Genomic DNA, 18293 nt, shown 5'->3' with positions numbered 1-18293 from the left:
TATCATCGCGCTTCCTTTGGCCTCACTTCGTCTATCGCCATGACCGATTTGCCATCGCCCAACGCCCTGCCCCACGCCTTTTTCGACCGCGACGCCCAGGTCCTTGCCAAAGACCTGCTGGGCAAAGTCATTCGTCACAAGGTCGGCGACCTGTGGCTCAGCGCGCGGATCATCGAGACCGAGGCGTATTACTTTGCCGAAAAAGGCAGCCACGCCTCGCTGGGCTACACGGAAAAGCGTAAGGCTTTGTTTCTGGATGGCGGACACATCTATATGTACTACGCCCGGGGCGGCGATTCGCTGAACTTCAGCGCCCAGGGTCCCGGCAACGCGGTGCTGATCAAATCCGCCTACCCGTGGGTCGATACCCTTTCCGGGCCGGCGAGCCTGGCGCAGATGCTATTGAACAACCCCGACGCCCAAGGCCGGCCGCGCACACCGCAAAAACTCTGTGCCGGCCAGACCCTGTTGTGCAAAGCTTTGGGGCTGAAAGTGCCGGACTGGGACGCCAAGCGCTTCGACCCCGAGCGCTTGCTGGTGGAAGATGTGGACGTGCCAACGGTCAACGCGATCCAGACCACCCGCCTGGGTATTCCATTGGGACGGGATGAACACTTGCTCTATCGCTTCGTCGATGCCGCCTACGCACCGTGGTGCACCCGTAACCCGCTGCGACGGGGGCAGGTCGAAGGGCGTGATTATTTTTTGCTTTCATGAACACACCGCACAACCCTGTGGGAGCGAGCTTGCTCGCGATAGCGTCGGGTCAGCAGAATTGATGTTGACTGAAACACCGCAATCGCGAGCAAGCTCGCTCCCACAGTTGATCTTCAGTGGCCACAGGCTTTGTGTTCGCAACAGAATCCCACAGGGGGTTCGGTGCATGCCAATCACTACTATTCAATGGAGTTGTCCTTATGGGCCCATGGCTCGATAGCATCACCGGCTGGCTGACCGTCAACCCGCAATGGCTGGCGGTGGCGGTGTTCATCGTCGCCTGTGTGGAGTGCCTGGCCATCGCCGGCCTGATCGTGCCGGGTACGGTGCTGTTGTTTGCCATCGCGGTGCTGGCCGGCAGCGGCGCATTGTCCCTGGGCGAGACGTTGCTGCTGGGCCTGCTCGGCGGCTTGCTGGGGGACTTGGTGTCGTATTTCCTTGGCCGGCATTTCCACCAGAACATCCGCCGCCTACCCGGGCTGCGCCATCACCCCGAGTGGATGAGCGCCGCGGAAAACTATTTCCAGCGCTACGGCATCGCCAGCCTGCTGGTGGGGCGTTTTATCGGCCCGCTACGGCCCATGTTGCCGATGGTGGCCGGGATGTGCGACATGCCGTTCCCGCGCTTCGCCGCCGTCAGCGTGTTGGCCGCGGCGGGCTGGACCGTGGCCTACCTGTTGCCGGGCTGGGCCACCGGGGCGGCATTCCGCCTGCCATTGCCCGAAGGGTTCTGGCCACAGGCCGGCGTGGTCATCGGCAGCATCGCGGTGATGATCGGGCTGAGCGTCAACAGCACCCTGCGTCGCCATCGCCATGCCACGGCGCTGATCGCCGGCATCGGCCTGGTGATCCTGATCGGCCTGTTCATCGGCTTTCGTTACCTGACGGCGTTCGACCAGGGCTTGATGGCCCTGGTCCAGGAGCATCGCAGCCCGACGCTGGATGAAATCGCCGTGACCTTCACGTTGATCGGCGAATTCCGCTACATGTTGATTGTCTGCAGCCTGCTGACCGGGTTGCTGCTGTTGGCACGGCAATGGCGGCAGGCAATCTTTGCCGGGGGCACGATGCTGGTCACCGCCCTGGCCAATACCGGCAGCAAACACTTCTTTGCCCGGATGCGCCCGGAAATCCTCACCGACCCGTTGACCAGCTACAGCATGCCCAGCGGCCATTCCTCCGGGGCGTTCGCGCTGTTCCTGACCCTGGCCGTCCTGGCCGGCCGCGGTCAACCGCCACGCCTGCGCCTGACCTGGCTGCTGCTGGGCTGCTTGCCGGCGCTGGCCATCGCCCTGTCGCGGGTCTACCTGGGCGCCCATTGGCCGAGCGACATCGTCGCCGGCGCCATGCTGGCCGCCAGCATCTGTGCCGCCGCCCTGTGGCTGAGCCAGCGCCGGAGCCCGCTGCCGGCCATGCCACCGAAAGTCTGGTGGTTGATTCTGCCGGCGCTGGTGGCGGTGTTCAGCTTCTTCGCGCTGCGGCATTTGCCCCATGCGATGTTGCGGTATGCCTATTAGGCAATCGCGAGCAAGCTCGCTCCCACAGGAGATTCCTGGCGCAGCCCGAAACCACTGTGGGAGCGAGCTTGCTCGCGATGACGGCAGCACATTCACCATTGATGCAAGCTGACCCTCCGCTATCGCGAGCAAGCTCGCTCCCACAGGGGATCAGTGCTGTTGTGGTGTCAGGCGAAGAGTTCGCCCTGCAGCTCATCGAGCAACGCCTGGATCGCATCCAGGCGCTGTTGCGGGTCGTCGAGTTGCAGCAGGTCGATCTTGTCCAGCTCATTGAACGGCAGCAGGTAAGCCAGTTGATTGGCCAGCGATTGCTGGCCGGTCGCTTCGGTGCCCATGTTCAGGGCCTCGACCATCGGGTGCTCGGCCAGGGCCTTGAGCAGCGCCACCAGGTCAGCGTCTTCCTCTTGCAGCGGTTGCTCCGGCTCCTCCTCCAGCCACTCGACTTCAGCGACCATCAGTTGATCCGCCTGGACGCTGGTGCCATGGACGATAAAGCGCCGCCCACCCTCCACGCGAATGCCCAGCAGACCATTGTCCTGCTGGGAGAAATCAGTGATGCGCGCTTCACAACCGACCCGCGCGAAGCCTTCAGGCGCGTGCCCGACTTCCTCGCCATCGAGGATGCACACCACGCCGAAGCCTTCGCCCTTTTTCATGCAGCGCCCAATCATGTCGAGGTAACGCGCCTCGAAAATCTGCAAGTCGAGGATGCAACCGGGGAACAGCACAGTGTTCAACGGGAAAAGCGGCAAGCTCATAACCAGATCCTTAAACGGTCATCGACACCACCAACGGCAATAGCACCGCCGTGGCCACGCCCATCAGACTCATCGCCAGCGCCGCAAAGGCACCGGACTCCTCGCTTTCCTGCAACGCCACCGACGTGCCCACCGCATGGGCCGCCAGCCCCAGGGCCATGCCCCGGGCCTCGGGGCTATGGACCCCCAACCGGGTAAGAATACTCGGACCGAGGATCGCCCCGAGTACACCGGTGATCAACACGAACACCGCCGCCATGGCCGCCACGCCGCCGATTTGCTCGGCCACCAGCATGGCAATCGGCGAAGTCACGGACTTGGGCGCCATGGTCATCAGGATCATGTGCTCAGCGCCAAAGGCCCAGCCCAACACCACCGCAGAGCCCGTGGCAAACACCCCGGCTATCACCAGCGTAGTAAAAATCGGCCAGAACAACTGCCGGATCCGTCGCAGGTTCAAATACAGCGGCACCGCCAGGGCGACCGTGGCCGGGCCCAGCAGAATGCTGAGGATCTCGGTGCTCTTGCGGTACTCGGCATAGCCGATGCCGCAACCGACCAACACGCCGATCAACAGCACCATCGACATCAACACCGGTTGCAGGAACACCCAGCGGGTCTTTTCGAACGCCGCCAACACCAACTGATAGGCACCCAGGGTAATGCCGATGCCGAACAGCGGATGGTGGATCACCGAAGTCCAGGCGCCCTGCCAGTCGAGCATCATTGGCTGTCCTCCGGGGCGGCGACGTGACGGCGGGCCAGGCGCTGCATCAGCACGCCCGTCAGCGCCACGGACAGCACCAGGGACAAGGTCAACGCGCCAACGATGGCCCAGAAATCGGCGGCAATCGCCCCGGCATAGACCATCACCCCCACCGCCGGCGGCACCAGCAGCAAGGGCAGGTAACGCAGCAGGCTACTGGCGGCCAGGTTCAACGGTTCGCTGACTTCACCGCGCATCACCAGATAGCCCAGCAGCAACAGCAGGCCAATGATCGGCCCAGGCAGCACCGGCAAGAATAAATGATTGATCGCAGTGCCCAGCAATTGAAAAAACACCAGCCAGGTCAGGCCCCGTAGCAACATCCGCTCTCTCCCCCTGCAACAGCCCCGTGAACGCGCCAATTCGGTTCACTCAAGCGAGCGGCGTGATTGTGTGGCGAGGGAGCTTGCTCCCGCTGGGCTGCGCAGCGGCCCCATTTCATGAGCGCTTCGCACTCAAGCGGGAGCAAGCTCCCTCGCCACGGAATCAAACGCACACGTTAAATGAACGGAATTGCAAAGAATGCGCCGGCATTATAAGCATGCCCGCGCTATGGGTCGGCATTCGTAAAAAGCATGTTCAGTGACCTTACTTGCACGCCATGTTGATCTACAGTGGTTTTTCGGGGACGCCAATCCCCGCTCCAGAAAAAGTAAAACCGATGAACCCAAGGAGAGTCTCAATGCCCTACGTCCCCGTTGCAGCGCTCAAAGATTATGTCGGCAAGGAACTTGGACGTTCCGAATGGCTCACGATCGATCAGGCGCGCATCAACCTGTTCGCCGAAGCCACTGGCGACTTTCAGTTCATCCACGTCGACCCGGTCAAGGCCGCGCAGACCCCGTTCGGCAGCACCATCGCCCACGGTTTCCTGTCGCTGTCGCTGATGCCCAAGCTGATGGAAGACATCCTGATCCTGCCCGAAGGCGTGAAGATGGTCGTCAACTACGGCCTGGACAGCGTGCGTTTCATCCAACCGGTGAAGGTCGATTCCAAGGTCCGGCTCAAGGTCGACCTGGTGGACGCCACCGAGAAAAAACCCGGCCAATGGCTGCTCAAGGCCACCGCCACGCTGGAAATCGAAGGTTCGGAAAAACCGGCCTACATCGCCGAGCCGCTGTCGCTCTGCTTCGTGTAAACCTGCGCGGTCGCGAAACCGCTCGTGCAGTTTCGCATCGCTTCCCTATGTCCAGGGGGGCTAGCTGCGGCATACTCGTGGCTTGATGATCTGGATCCGGTTATGCGCTTATTCGTCCCACTGACCCTGACCCTGTTGCTCACCGCCTGTGGCGGCGGCGAATCGCCGCTGCCGCCCGACGCGCGCCTGCCCGACGGCGGCCGCTATCGCGGCGACCTGGTGGACGGGCTGCTGCAAGGCCAGGGGCGCATCGACTACCCCAACGGCAGCTGGTATGCCGGGCAGTTCGACAAGGGCCAGTGGCACGGCACCGGGGAATGGCACGGCAGCAATGGCGAGGTCTATCGCGGCCAGTTCCACCAGGGCCTGTTCCACGGCCAGGGCAGCCTGACCACACCCTCCAGCAGCTACACCGGCGGCTTCAAGCTGGGGCGACGGGACGGTGAAGGGACGCTCAAGGAAAACGGCATGACCTACCGGGGCGAGTTCAAGGCCGACCGCTATTCCGGTCTCGGGCGCCTGGAACTCGACGACGGCAGCCAGTACCAAGGCCCCTTCGTCAACGGCAAGCCCAACGGTGAAGGCCAGCGCTTCGACGCCAGCGGCAACCAGTTCACCGGCCATTTTGTCGACGGGCAACTGCAGGGCAAGGGCACCTTCAACAGCGCCGATGGCGATGTCTACATCGGCGGTTTCAGGAACAACCAGCTCAACGGTCGCGGTCGCTACGAAAATGCCGACGGCGATGTCTGGATCGGCCGGTTCAAGGACGGCGCGCTGACCGGCAAGGGCGAACTGATCGGCGCCGACGGCAGCCACTACCTCGGTCAATTCAACGATTGGCGCTTTACCGGCCAGGGCCGCCTGAACCTGCCCGACGGCAGCTTCTACATCGGCCAGTTCGAAAGCGACAGCTACCACGGACACGGCACCCTGGTGCTCACCGATGGCACCGTGCAAAGCGGCACCTGGGCCAACGGCCAACGGGTGCGCGACGCGGACGGCAGGCTGTTGCCGGATGTGCTCGAACTTGGCCTGCTGGCCCAGGGCCGCCTGCTGGAGGAGGCCCTGGCCAACATCCCGGCCTCGACCCCGGCGGTGGAGCTGTACAGCCTGACCCTGGGCGGCGACGGCAAGCAAAGCGTGTTCCTGCGCGAATCCGACTATGTCGCCAACATGCTCACCAGCCGTTTCGGCGCGTTCGGGCAGATCCGCCTGGTGAACCACCGCGATCACCTCGGCGACCGGCCCATGGCCAGCCGCGAAAGCCTGCGCCGCGCCGCCGCCACCCTGGCCGAGCGCAGTGGCCCGGAAGACCTGATTTTCATCTACCTGACCAGCCACGGCACCAGCGAGCATGAACTGGTACTCGACCAGCCGCGCATGGAACTGGCCGACCTGCCCGCCGATGAGCTGGCCGTGGTCCTGGCGCCGCTGAAGAACCGCGACAAGATCGTGGTGATCTCGGCCTGCTACTCCGGCGGCTTCATCCCGGCGCTCAAGGATGAACGCACCTTGATCATGACCGCTTCCCGGGCCGACCGGGTGTCCTTCGGCTGCTCCGAGGAAGCCAACTTCACCTACTTCGGCGACGCGCTGTTCGCCCAGGCATTGAACCAGACCGACGACCTGGAGCAGGCTTTCAAGCGGGCCAAGGCCACCGTGGCCGAACGGGAACAGGCAGACAATTTCGAAGCCTCCGAACCGCAGATGTGGGCGCCGAGGACGGTCCTTTCCCACTGGCAACTGCTGCGCAAACAGCAGGCCCGGAAAGCATTGCAAAGTACTGCATTGAACGACGAGGCCACAAAGAGCAACTAAGCTGAACCGTATCAAGGGGGAAACACTATGTACTTGACGCCTCAGCATGTTTTGCTCGCCGGAGCCACCGGGCTGACCGGGGAACATCTACTGGACCGGCTGCTCAACGAGCCGACCATCACCCGGGTCCTGGCCCCCACCCGCCGGCCGCTGGCCGAACACCCGCGCCTGAAAAACCCGGTGGGGGAACCGGCCCAGGTGTTGCCTCAACTCAGCGGCCAGGTCGACATCGCTTTTTGCTGCCTCGGCACCACCCTCAAGAAAGCCGGCTCCGAAGCAGCCTTTCGCGCGGTGGACCTGGACCTGGTGGTGGCGTTTGCCAAGCGCGCCCGGGAACTGGGCGCGCGGCACCTGGTGGTGATCAGTGCCCTGGGAGCCGACGCCAAGTCATCGATCTTCTACAACCGGGTCAAGGGTGAGATGGAGGCGGCCCTCAAGACCCAGGGCTGGCCGCAATTGACCATCTGCCGCCCTTCCCTGCTGCTGGGCGACCGCGTCGAACCGCGCCTGGCCGAGCAACTGGCCGGGCCGTTGTCGAAGCTGATCCCAGGCAAGTACCACGGCATCGAAGCCTGCCAACTGGCCCGGGCCATGTGGCGCCTGGCGCTGGAAGAGCAGGATGGGGTGCGGGTGGTGGAGTCGGATGAGTTGCGTAAGCTGGGGAAATGATTCTGCAGCGCCTGACTGGACCTCATCGCGAGCAAGCTCGCTCCCACAGTTGACCGAGTTTCGTCAGGAAGAATGAGGTCGAATGTGGGAGCGAGCTTGCTCGCGATGGGCGCGCCACCGCCCCAAAGCCGAGCCCCCATCCTGGTGTTTGCTACATCCCCCCAGTCGCTCGGAACCCCACGCCGATTGCTGTGAACAACGACAACGGCAACAACAAGGTATCCAGCAGCGCACTGCCCGGCAGATCGACGCCAGGATAGCTCGGTGCCTCGGCCCCAAAGCGGTCCTTGGCACAGCAGCCGCCGTTGAGGGCGTAAAGATCCAGGCGCGTGCCCGCGTACACCAGCGGCGCACCGGGCTTGGCCGCGTCGAGGGTGCGGGCGGTGGCGCAGCCGGTCAGTTGCAGCGCCAGCAGCACGATCAGCAGCTTATTCATCGCTGCTCAAATGATGCTCGCCCCAGCGCGGCAGCATGTCCTGGGGGATGTTCAGCAGATTGAGAATCCGCGCGACGACGAAATCGATCAGGTCGTCGATGGTCTGCGGCTGGTGATAGAAACCCGGCGAGGCCGGCAGGATGGTCACGCCCATGTTCGACAGCTTGAGCATGTTCTCCAGGTGAATGCTCGAGTACGGCGCTTCCCGCGGCACCAGGATCAACGGGCGGCGCTCCTTGAGCGTGACGTCCGCCGCCCGTTCGATCAGGTTGTTGCAGGCCCCGGTGGCAATCGCCGACAGCGTCCCGGTGGAGCACGGCACCACCACCATGGCCGCCGGCGCGCCGGAGCCCGACGCCACCGGTGACATCCAGTCTTCCTTGCCATACACGCGAATCTGCCCCGCCGCCGCACCGGTGTATTCGGTGAGGAAGGCCTGCATCATCTGGGTCTTGGCCGGCAGGGTCACGTCGGTCTCGGTGGCCATCACCAGTTGCGCGGCCTTGGAGATCAGGAAGTGCACCTCGCGGTCTTCACGCACCAGGCAATCGAGCAGGCGCAAACCGTACTGGGCGCCGGAAGCACCGGTCATCGCCAGTGTGATGCGTTCAGGACCATTGCTCTCCAAGCGCGTGTTCATTTCAGTGCCTCGGCCAGCTTGCCATGCAGGCCGCCGAAGCCGCCGTTGCTCATGATCACCACGTGGGTACCGGGCTGGGCCTGGCTCTTCACGCGCTCGATGATGCCTTCCAGGGAATCGCTGACAATCGACGGCACCGTGCACAGCGCGGCGGTGGCGCCGAGGTCCCAGCCGAGGTTGGCGGGTGCGTACCAGATCACCTGGTCGGCATCGACCACGCTTTCCGGCAGGCCATCGCGGTGAGCGCCGAGCTTCATGGAGTTGGAGCGGGGCTCGATGATCGCGATCAGCGGCGCCTCGCCGATGCGCTTGCGCAAACCGTCGAGGGTGGTGGCGATGGCCGTTGGGTGGTGGGCGAAGTCGTCATAAATGGTGATGCCGTTGACCTCGGCGACTTTCTCCATTCGCCGCTTCACGCTCTTGAACGCGCTCAACGCGGCAATGCCCATGGACGGCACCACGCCGACATGCCGGGCCGCCGCCAACGTCGCCAGGGCGTTAGCGACGTTGTGCTGGCCGGTCATGCCCCACTCGACCACGCCTTGGGACTGGCCTTCGAACATGACTTCAAATTGCGAACCGTCATCCTTGAGCAACTTCACCTGCCATTGACCGCCCGCACCGGTGGTTTGCACCGGGGTCCAGCAGCCCATTTCAATGACGCGCTGCAAGGCCGGTTCGGTGGTCGGATGGATCACCAGGCCTTCGCTCGGAATGATGCGCACCAAATGGTGGAACTGCCGCTCGATGGCCGCCAGGTCGGGGAAGATGTCGGCGTGATCGAACTCAAGGTTGTTGAGGATCGCCGTGCGTGGACGGTAGTGGACGAATTTCGAGCGTTTATCGAAAAACGCGCTGTCGTATTCGTCCGCCTCGATCACGAAGAACGGCGTGCCACCCAGGCGCGCCGACACCGAGAAATTCTGCGGCACGCCACCGATCAGGAAACCCGGGCTCATGCCCGCGTGCTCCAGGACCCAGGCGAGCATGCTGCTGGTGGTGGTCTTGCCGTGGGTGCCGGCCACGGCCAGGACCCAACGGCCCTGCAACACGTGATCGGCCAGCCACTGCGGCCCGGACACGTACGGCAGGCCTTTGTTGAGCACGTACTCCACCGCCGGGTTGCCCCGGGACATGGCGTTGCCGATGACCACCAGGTCCGGTGCCGGGTCCAGTTGCGCCGGGTCGTAGCCTTGGGTCAGTTCGATGCCCTGGGCTTCCAGCTGGGTGCTCATCGGCGGATAGACGTTGGCGTCGGAACCGGTCACGTGATGGCCCAGCTCCTTGGCCAGGACCGCCATCGAACCCATGAAAGTGCCGCAAATACCGAGAATATGGATGTGCATAGTCGACCTCGTAAAACATGGCCGCAGGTTAGCGTAGGGAGGGGGAAATCGCACCTTGTGTTTCGAACGCCAGCCATCAGGACACTGCAAATCCCCTGTGGGAGCGAGCTTGCTCGCGATAGCGGTGGGTCAGTTTGCGGCGATGTTGAATGTACTACCCGGCTTTTGTGGCGAGGGAGCTTGCTCCCGCTCGACTGCGCAGCAGTCGCTTTCGGTTTCAGGGTGGGAAAGAAAGCTTGGGGCTGCTGCGCAGCCCAGCGGGAGCAAGCTCCCTCGCCACAACAGCAGTCAGCAGTCAGCAGTCAGCAGTCAGCAGTCAGCAGTCAGCAGATCAATTATCAGTGGCTCAGCGAGCGATAGCGTGTTTGCGCAACTTCCGGTAAAGGGTATTGCGGCTGATCCCCAGTTGTTCCGCGGTGTGGGTCATATGCCAACGCTGGCGCTCCAGTGCATCGAGCAACACCAGGCGCTCGGCATCTTCCAGTGGCCGTTCTGCCACCGTTTCAACCACGGCAACCGGGCGCTGGCGGATCATCGCCGGCAAGTCCTCCAACCCAATCCGCCCACCGTCGCACAGCGCGGCGAGGGTCCGCAGCACATTGCGCAGTTGCCGCACGTTGCCCGGCCAGTCGAATCCCAGCAACGCCTGGCGCGCCGGCTCTTCGATGAGTACCGTCTCGGCCCCGCTCTCTTCAGCCAACAGAAAATCCAGCAACTGCGACTTGTCACTGCGCTCGCGCAAAGGCGGGAGGGGGATTTCCAAGCCATTGAGGCGGTAGTACAAATCCTCGCGAAAACTGCCGTCCCGCACCCGGTCGAGCAACTGCCGGTGGGTGGCGCTGATGATGCGCACGTTCACCGCCTCGGGTTCGCCGCCGATGGGTACCACCTGGCGATCTTCCAGCACTCGCAGCAAACGAGTCTGCAAGGCCAGGGGCATGTCGCCGATTTCATCGAGGAACAGCGTGCCGCCGTCGGCCTGTTGCAGCTTGCCGCGCATGCCTTCCTTGCGCGCGCCGGTGAAGCTGCCGCCGCGATAACCGAACAGTTCGCTCTCGATCAGGCTTTCGGGGATGGCCGCGCAGTTGAGGGCGACGAAGTGCTTGCCGGCGCGCTGGCTGGCGTGGTGCACGGCCTTGGCGAACGCCTCCTTGCCGGAGCCGGTTTCACCATGGATCAGCAACGGCACATCGCGTTCGAACACCCGCAGCGCCTTGCGAAAATGCTCCTGCAACGCCGCGTCCCCCAGGCAGATGCCCGGCAGACGAGTAGGCTCGATGGCCTTGAGCAGCGCCGGCGCGACCGGCACCGGCACACTGCGCGGCTGCCCACGCAACACGGCGAACAAATGCCGGCCATCACGGGTGCGCAGCGGCCAACTGGCGCTGGCCTGGGCACTGGCCCGCCCCAGCAATTCATCCAGTGAACAGTCGAAAAAGTCTTCCACCCGCTGGCCCAGCAAACCGCCGCGAATATGCCCCAACAGATTGAGCGCGCTCTGGTTGACCGCGCAGATCCGCCCTTCGCCATCAAACGCCAGCAAGCCCTCGCTGAACAGCCCCACGGATTCGGCCTGCAAATGAAAGCGCAGCAGCCATTGATTGTCGAAGCAACGGAGGAAATAGCAGCTCTCGATCATCTTCGCCGAGAGATTGACCAGGGCCATGGTGTGGAACTGGCTCTGCCGCGACACGTCCGGCCGGGCCGAGGAGACGTCGAGCACCGCCAGCAATTCGCCCTGGGGATCGAACACCGGGCTGGCCGAGCAGGTCAGGCCGGTGTGGCGGCCACGAAAGTGCTCTTCCTGGTGGATGGTCAGGGCCTGGCGTTCCACCAGGCAGGTGCCGATGCCGTTGGTGCCTTCGCAGGCTTCGCTCCAGTCGGCGCCGAGCCAGAGGCCGGCCCGTTCGAAAATCTTCCGTTCGCTGGGAGCGGTGACGCAGTTGAGGATCACGCCCCGGGCGTCGGTCAGCAGCACCGCGTGACCGGCGCCGGAGAGTTGTTGGTGCAGGCTGGTCATTTCATTGCCGGCGATGTGCAGCACCTGTTGCAAGCGCTCGCGGCTCTCCAGCACCCGGCCATGCTCGAGCACCGTCGGCGCCAGGTTCTGGGCCGGGTCGAGGTGATAGTCCTCGAGGCAGCGCAGCCAGGAACGGGCAATCGACGGATCGCTGCCAGGGCCCTGCAGATGGGCCTTGCCCTGGGTGACCGTCAGGACTTGCTGGGCATGGCGACTCAAATGGTTGCTGTGCATTTCTTATTATTCTCCCCGAAGGACCTTTGGACCTGCCAACACATACCCCGTGGCGAGGGAGCTTGCTCCCGCTGGGCTGCGCAGCAGCCCCAAAACCTGAGTTTGCGGTGTATCAGGCTGACCGAGTTGGCTGCCTTGGGACCGCTTCGCGCTCCAGCGGGAGCAAGCTCCCTCGCCACAAAAGCTGTCCTGTCACAAAAAACAGTTGCCAGAGATTCCAGGATCGAAGCCCAGCATCCTCCAGCCCAACCGCCTTTGCAATGCTGGCGCGACCTGCCAGTCACAGACTGTCTCGCATCTGGCACAAACTGTCACACCCGCTGTATCGCAAGCGTCACACACCCCCTCCGTTTGTCCGACCAACTCCTCCTAAAGTCTTGATTTACGGGCCCTGCAAGGCAATGGCCCAACCTTTGCTCTAGGCTTTATTACCAGCGCTCAATTTTGCGCGGCCTCCCGTATAAGCACAAAAGCCAAGGAGAACTCATCATGCGTTACGCTCACCCCGGTACTGAAGGCGCTATCGTTTCGTTCAAGAGCAAATACGGTAACTACATCGGCGGCGAGTTCGTCGCGCCGGTCAAAGGTCAGTACTTCACCAATACTTCCCCGGTCAATGGCCAGCCCATTGCCGAGTTCCCGCGCTCCACGGCCGAAGACATCGAAAAAGCCCTGGACGCCGCCCACGCCGCCGCTGATGCCTGGGGTGCCACCTCGGCCCAGGCCCGTTCGCTGATCCTGCTGAAAATCGCCGACCGCATCGAGGCCAACCTCGAAACCCTGGCGATCACCGAATCCTGGGACAACGGCAAGGCCGTGCGCGAAACCCTCAACGCCGACATCCCCCTGGCCGCTGACCACTTCCGCTACTTCGCCGGTTGCCTGCGGGCCCAGGAAGGCAGCGCTGCCGAGATCGACGGCAACACCGTGGCCTATCACATCCATGAACCCCTGGGCGTGGTCGGGCAGATCATCCCGTGGAACTTCCCGCTGCTGATGGCCGCCTGGAAACTCGCCCCGGCCCTGGCCGCCGGTAACTGCGTGGTGCTCAAGCCGGCCGAGCAAACCCCACTGGGCATCTGCGTGCTCATGGAGCTGATCGGCGACCTGCTGCCGCCCGGCGTGCTGAACGTGGTGCAAGGCTTCGGCAAAGAAGCCGGTGAAGCCCTCGCCACCAGCAAGCGCATCGCCAAGATCGCCTTCACCGGCTCCACTCCGGTGGGCTCGCACATCATGAAATGCGCCGCCGAGAACATCATCCCGTCCACCGTGGAACTGGGCGGCAAGTCGCCGAACATCTTCTTCGAAGACATCATGCAGGCCGAACCGAGTTTCATCGAGAAAGCCGCTGAAGGTCTGGTGCTGGCGTTCTTCAACCAGGGCGAAGTCTGCACCTGCCCATCCCGCGCCCTGGTGCAGGAGTCGATCTACGACGAATTCATGCAAGTGGTGATGAAGAAAGTCCTGCAGATCAAACGCGGCGACCCACTGGACACCGACACCATGGTCGGCGCCCAGGCGTCCGAGCAGCAATTCGACAAGATTCTTTCGTACCTGGAAATCGCCAAGGGCGAAGGCGCCGAGCTGCTGACCGGCGGCAAAGTGGAAAAACTCGAGGGCAACCTGGCGACCGGGTATTACATCCAGCCGACCCTGCTCAAGGGCACCAACAAGATGCGTGTGTTCCAGGAAGAAATCTTCGGCCCAGTGGTGAGCATCACCACCTTCAAGGACGAAGCCGAAGCCCTGGCGATCGCCAACGACACCGAGTTCGGCCTCGGCGCCGGCCTGTGGACCCGCGACATCAACCGCGCCTACCGCATGGGCCGGGCGATCAAGGCCGGTCGCGTGTGGACCAACTGCTACCACCTATACCCGGCGCACGCCGCGTTCGGTGGCTACAAGAAGTCCGGCGTGGGGCGTGAAACCCACAAGATGATGCTCGACCACTACCAGCAGACCAAGAACCTGCTGGTGAGCTACGACATCAATCCGTTGGGGTTCTTCTAAGCCCTTGGGGCGAGGCAGGTTCTCCTGCTTTGCCCTTTAGATAGCTATCGCGAGCAAGCTCGCTCCCACAGGGATCTGTGGATAACTCTTTTTTCAGGGTTGGCAACAGATCCACTGTGGGAGCGAGCTTGCTCGCGATGACGCCCTCACTGACAACATCAATTTACCGTCCCACCGCTCTGGCATGAGCCTTGCGTGCCCGCTCCACAGCAAACCCGAAAGTCCAACAGATCAAACAATAAAAAAGACAGAGAGGACTTATGACTTCTACCACCCAACTCAAACCCACACTCGGCACCCTGCATTTATGGGGCATCGCCGTCGGCCTGGTGATTTCCGGCGAGTACTTCGGCTGGAGCTACGGCTGGGGCACCGCCGGGACCCTGGGCTTTCTCGTCACCGCCCTCATGGTGGCGCTGATGTACACCTGCTTCATCTTCAGTTTCACCGAACTGACCACCGCGATTCCTCACGCCGGCGGGCCTTTTGCCTACAGCCGACGGGCCTTTGGCGAGAAAGGCGGGTTGATCGCCGGGATCGCCACCCTGATCGAATTCGTCTTCGCGCCCCCGGCCATCGCCATGGCGATTGGCGCCTACCTCAACGTGCAATTTCCCGAACTGGACCCCAAGCTCGCGGCGGTTGGCGCGTACATCGTGTTCATGACCCTGAACATCCTCGGCGTCAGTATCGCCGCCGCGTTCGAGCTGGTGGTCACCGTGCTGGCGGTCGCCGAGTTGCTGGTGTTCATGGGCGTGGTCGCGCCGGGCTTCAGCTTCAGTAACTTCGTGCTCAATGGCTGGGCCGGCTCCAACGAGTTCAGCCTCGCCTCGATCCCGGGCATTTTCGCGGCGATTCCCTTCGCCATCTGGTTCTTCCTCGCCATCGAAGGCGCGGCCATGGCCGCCGAAGAAGCCAAGGACCCGAAACGCACGATTCCCCGCGCCTATGTCAGCGGCATCCTGACCCTGGTGTTCCTCGCCATCGGCGTGATGATCATGGCCGGCGGCGTGGGCGACTGGCGCACCCTGTCGAACATCAACGACCCGCTGCCCCAGGCCATGAAGGCGGTGGTCGGCAACGACTCGACCTGGATGCACATGCTGGTGTGGATCGGCCTGTTCGGCCTGGTGGCAAGCTTCCACGGGATCATCCTCGGCTACTCGCGGCAGTTCTTCGCCCTGGCCCGGGCCGGCTACCTGCCCCGTGGCCTGGCGAAACTGTCGCGCTTCCAGACCCCGCACCGGGCGATCCTAGCCGGCGGCGTCATCGGCATCGCGGCGATCTACAGCGATGGCCTGGTCAACCTGCAAGGCATGAGCCTGACGGCGGCGATGATCACCATGTCGGTGTTCGGCGCCATCGTGATGTACATCATCAGCATGCTCAGCCTGTTCAGATTGCGTAAGACCGAACCGAACCTGGAACGCACCTTCCGTGCGCCGGGCTACCCGATCGTACCGGGCATTGCGCTGTTCCTGGCGGTGGTGTGCCTGGTGGCGATGGCGTGGTTCAACATGGTGATTGGCTTGGTGTTCCTGGCGTTCATGGTTGTCGGCTACCTGTATTTCCAACTGACCGCCAAGCAACGCTCCGATGCGCCGGCGGACGCTATGCTCACAGGTATCTGAACGTTGCACCGGCGCCGGGCCGAGGGCCTGGCGCCTGCCATTTAAAAGTGCACGCCGTCCCCTCCCTTTTTGTGGGAGAACCCTGCTTTAGGGATGGCCCTAAGGAGATAGCCCTGTGTGGGAAAGCCCGTGGGAGCAAAGCTTGCTCGCGATAGCGATGTATCAGTGGAGAATACTTTTCTGACACTCCGCTATCGCGAGCAAGCTTTGCTCCCACAGGGCTCCCCCACAGGCTTCAGATCTGCGCGTATTTGAATTATTTAGAGAATCAGGAGGACACCGCCCATGGCCGCATTCGCCCATTCCGTCGGCGCCCAGACCTATCGCTTCGACAGCCTCAAAGACCTGATGGCCAAGGCCAGCCCGGCGCGCTCGGGAGATTTCCTGGCCGAGATCGCGGCACTCAACGATGGCGAGCGGGTGGCCGCGCAAATGGCCTTGGCCGACCTGCCCCTCAGCCATTTCCTGCAGGAAATGCTGATTCCTTACGAGGCCGACGAAGTCACCCGGTTGATCGTCGACACCCACGACAAACAAGCCTTAGCCACCGTCAGCCACCTCACGGTTGGCGGCTTTCGCGACTGGCTGCTCAGCGACGCCGCCGATGAACAAAGCCTGCGGGCACTGGCCCCCGGCCTGACGCCGGAAATGGTCGCGGCCGTGTCGAAAATCATGCGCGTGCAGGATTTGGTGTTGGTGGCGCAGAAAATCCGCGTGGTCACCAAATTCCGCGGCACCCTCGGCCTGCGCGGGCGCTTGTCCACCCGCCTGCAACCCAACCACCCCACCGACGAACCCGCCGGGATCGCCGCGAGCATCCTCGACGGCCTGCTCTTTGGCAACGGCGACGCCATGATCGGCATCAACCCGGCCACCGACAGCACGGCCTCGATCTGCGCCATGCTGGAAATGCTCGACGCCATCATCCAGCGCTACGACATCCCCACCCAAGGCTGCGTGCTGACCCACGTCACCACCTCCATCGAAGCGGCGAACCGCGGCGTGCCCCTGGACCTGGTGTTCCAGTCCATCGCCGGCACCGAAGCGGCCAACGCCAGTTTCGGCATCAGCCTGAACATCTTGCAGGAAGGCTACGACGCCGGGCTGAGCCTGAATCGCGGCACCCTCGGCAACAACCTGATGTATTTCGAAACTGGCCAGGGCAGCGCGCTGTCGGCCAACGCCCACCACGGCGTCGATCAACAGACCTGCGAGACCCGGGCCTACGCCGTGGCACGGCATTTCAACCCGTTCCTGGTAAACACGGTTGTAGGCTTCATCGGCCCGGAATACCTGTACAACGGCAAACAAATCATCCGCGCCGGCCTCGAAGACCACTTCTGCGGCAAGCTGCTGGGCGTGCCGATGGGCTGCGACATCTGCTACACCAACCACGCCGAAGCCGACCAGGACGACATGGATACCCTGCTGACCCTGCTGGGCGTGGCCGGGATCAACTTCATCATGGGCATCCCCGGCTCCGACGACATCATGCTCAACTACCAGACCACCTCGTTCCACGACGCCCTCTACGCCCGCCAGACCCTGGGCCTGAAGCCGGCGCCGGAGTTCGAAACCTGGCTGGCGAACATGGGCATCTTCACCCAGGCCGATGGCCGGGTGCGATTTGGCGACAACCTGCCACCGGCGTTCCGTCACGCCCTCGCACATCTGGGATGAGTGAACTGCCCATGGATAAAAAACCTGTCGACCCACAAAACCCGTGGCTGAACCTGCGCAACCTCACCCCGGCGCGCATCGCCCTGGGCCGCACCGGCACCAGCCTGCCGACCCAGGCGCAACTGGACTTCCAGTACGCCCACGCCCAGGCCCGCGATGCCGTGCACCTGGCCTTCGATCACCAGGGCATTCGCGCACAGCTGACCGAGCGCGGTCGTGAAAGCCTGTTGCTTCACAGCGCCGCGGCCGACCGACACAGTTATCTACAGCGCCCGGACCTGGGCCGACGGCTCGATGAGGCCTCCGCGCAAATCCTGCAAGACTACGCAGCGGCCCATCCCGGCGGTGTGGACCTGGCCATCGTCGTGGCTGACGGTCTGTCGGCCCTGGCGGTGCATCGCCATACCTTGCCGTTCCTGGCACGGCTGGAAGAACAGATCGCCGCTGAAGGCTGGTCGACGTCGCCGGTGATCCTGGTGGAACAGGGCCGCGTCGCCGTGGCCGATGAAGTGGCGCAGCGGCTTGGCGCAAAAATGTCAGTGATTCTGATCGGCGAACGCCCCGGCCTCAGCTCCCCCGACAGCCTGGGGCTGTATTTCACCTACGCCCCCAAGGTCGGCCTGACCGACGCCTACCGCAACTGCATCTCCAATGTCCGCCTCGAAGGCCTGAGCTACGGCATGGCGGCCCATCGCTTGATCTACCTGATGCGCGAGGCCTGCCGCCGTCAGCTTTCGGGCGTCAATCTGAAGGACGAAGCCCAGGTGAACACTCTAGAAGCGGAAAACGGAGCCGATATGAAAGGTAATTTCCTACTGGCGCCGCCCCGAAACTGATCCGCTTATCCGATTGCGTTTTTGATCCGCTTTCAGGCAGCATCAAAAGCACGGCAGCGCGACGTTGTTGTCAG

The 18293-nt window shown here is 63.2% G+C and carries 16 protein-coding genes; 9 read left to right on the top strand and 7 right to left on the bottom strand.

The features are described from left to right. Window positions 1-39 precede the first annotated feature (39 nt). Both AO356_RS15305 and AO356_RS15300 read left to right on the top strand, forming a co-directional pair. Window positions 40-717: a DNA-3-methyladenine glycosylase gene (locus tag AO356_RS15305; protein WP_060740476.1), complete on the top strand. Its 678-nt coding sequence runs from the start codon at window positions 40-42 to the stop codon at window positions 715-717. 200 nt (window positions 718-917) lie between these two features. After that, the gene (locus AO356_RS15300; RefSeq protein WP_060740475.1) at window positions 918-2234 is read left to right on the top strand and encodes a bifunctional DedA family/phosphatase PAP2 family protein; all 1317 of its coding nucleotides are present in this window, start codon (window positions 918-920) and stop codon (window positions 2232-2234) included. A gap of 167 nt (window positions 2235-2401) precedes the next feature. Here AO356_RS15300 and AO356_RS15295 read toward each other — a convergent pair whose 3' ends face one another. The 3 genes from AO356_RS15295 to AO356_RS15285 are packed head-to-tail and all read right to left on the bottom strand — an operon-like array spanning window position 2402 to window position 4081. Further along, a complete protein-coding gene (locus AO356_RS15295) occupies window positions 2402-2992 on the bottom strand; it encodes an LON peptidase substrate-binding domain-containing protein (RefSeq protein ID WP_060740474.1) in 591 nt (196 codons plus the stop codon). Between the two features lie 10 nt (window positions 2993-3002). Next, window positions 3003-3719 carry an LrgB family protein gene (locus AO356_RS15290; protein WP_060740473.1) on the bottom strand — a complete coding sequence of 239 codons (717 nt, stop codon included), beginning with the start codon at window positions 3717-3719 and terminating at the stop codon, window positions 3003-3005. Beyond that, the gene (locus AO356_RS15285) at window positions 3716-4081 is read right to left on the bottom strand and encodes a CidA/LrgA family protein (RefSeq protein WP_060740472.1); all 366 of its coding nucleotides are present in this window, start codon (window positions 4079-4081) and stop codon (window positions 3716-3718) included. The genes AO356_RS15290 and AO356_RS15285 overlap by 4 nt, the downstream gene beginning before the upstream one ends. 359 nt (window positions 4082-4440) lie before the next feature. On the opposite strand from AO356_RS15285, the gene AO356_RS15280 reads away from it, so the two are divergent. The 3 genes from AO356_RS15280 to AO356_RS15270 all read left to right on the top strand — a co-directional run bounded on the left by AO356_RS15280 (window position 4441) and on the right by AO356_RS15270 (window position 7386). Next, window positions 4441-4896: a MaoC family dehydratase gene (locus tag AO356_RS15280; protein ID WP_060740471.1), complete on the top strand. Its 456-nt coding sequence runs from the start codon at window positions 4441-4443 to the stop codon at window positions 4894-4896. Between the two features lie 102 nt (window positions 4897-4998). Continuing rightward, window positions 4999-6717: a C13 family peptidase gene (locus tag AO356_RS15275; protein WP_060740470.1), complete on the top strand. Its 1719-nt coding sequence runs from the start codon at window positions 4999-5001 to the stop codon at window positions 6715-6717. A 27-nt stretch (window positions 6718-6744) separates the two neighbouring features. Beyond that, window positions 6745-7386: an oxidoreductase gene (locus tag AO356_RS15270; protein ID WP_060740469.1), complete on the top strand. Its 642-nt coding sequence runs from the start codon at window positions 6745-6747 to the stop codon at window positions 7384-7386. A gap of 151 nt (window positions 7387-7537) precedes the next feature. On the opposite strand, the gene AO356_RS15265 is transcribed toward AO356_RS15270, so the two are convergent. The 4 genes from AO356_RS15265 to AO356_RS15250 form a co-directional block, all read right to left on the bottom strand. Beyond that, complete coding sequence (locus tag AO356_RS15265) at window positions 7538-7822, bottom strand: YceK/YidQ family lipoprotein (protein WP_060740468.1); 285 nt, start codon at window positions 7820-7822, stop codon at window positions 7538-7540. Further along, window positions 7815-8462 carry a flavin prenyltransferase UbiX gene (gene ubiX, locus AO356_RS15260; RefSeq protein ID WP_060740467.1) on the bottom strand — a complete coding sequence of 216 codons (648 nt, stop codon included), beginning with the start codon at window positions 8460-8462 and terminating at the stop codon, window positions 7815-7817. The genes AO356_RS15265 and ubiX overlap by 8 nt, the downstream gene beginning before the upstream one ends. Then, on the bottom strand, window positions 8459-9808 hold the full coding sequence (gene mpl / locus AO356_RS15255) for a UDP-N-acetylmuramate:L-alanyl-gamma-D-glutamyl-meso-diaminopimelate ligase (protein ID WP_060740466.1): 1350 nt from the start codon (window positions 9806-9808) through the stop codon (window positions 8459-8461). The genes ubiX and mpl overlap by 4 nt, the downstream gene beginning before the upstream one ends. A 346-nt stretch (window positions 9809-10154) precedes the next feature. After that, window positions 10155-12062 carry a sigma-54-dependent Fis family transcriptional regulator gene (locus AO356_RS15250; RefSeq protein ID WP_060740465.1) on the bottom strand — a complete coding sequence of 636 codons (1908 nt, stop codon included), beginning with the start codon at window positions 12060-12062 and terminating at the stop codon, window positions 10155-10157. A gap of 489 nt (window positions 12063-12551) precedes the next feature. Between AO356_RS15250 and AO356_RS15245 the strand changes: the two genes are divergently transcribed. The 4 genes from AO356_RS15245 to eutC all read left to right on the top strand — a co-directional run bounded on the left by AO356_RS15245 (window position 12552) and on the right by eutC (window position 18219). Further along, window positions 12552-14072 carry an aldehyde dehydrogenase family protein gene (locus AO356_RS15245; protein ID WP_060740464.1) on the top strand — a complete coding sequence of 507 codons (1521 nt, stop codon included), beginning with the start codon at window positions 12552-12554 and terminating at the stop codon, window positions 14070-14072. 260 nt (window positions 14073-14332) lie between these two features. Then, window positions 14333-15703: an ethanolamine permease gene (gene eat / locus AO356_RS15240; protein WP_060740463.1), complete on the top strand. Its 1371-nt coding sequence runs from the start codon at window positions 14333-14335 to the stop codon at window positions 15701-15703. Window positions 15704-15988: 285 nt separating this feature from the next. After that, window positions 15989-17383 (top strand): ethanolamine ammonia-lyase subunit EutB, encoded by a 1395-nt coding sequence (locus tag AO356_RS15235; protein WP_060740462.1) that lies wholly within the window; start codon window positions 15989-15991, stop codon window positions 17381-17383. An 11-nt stretch (window positions 17384-17394) separates the two neighbouring features. Continuing rightward, on the top strand, window positions 17395-18219 hold the full coding sequence (gene eutC / locus AO356_RS15230; protein ID WP_060740461.1) for an ethanolamine ammonia-lyase subunit EutC: 825 nt from the start codon (window positions 17395-17397) through the stop codon (window positions 18217-18219). Window positions 18220-18293 lie beyond the last annotated feature (74 nt).

It is taken from the genome of Pseudomonas fluorescens (assembly GCF_001307275.1).
Taxonomy (GTDB): Bacteria; Pseudomonadota; Gammaproteobacteria; order Pseudomonadales; family Pseudomonadaceae; genus Aquipseudomonas; species Aquipseudomonas fluorescens_AA.
The sequence above is the reverse complement of the archived record's forward strand: the minus strand, read 5'-3'. Positions and strand labels throughout refer to the sequence as shown.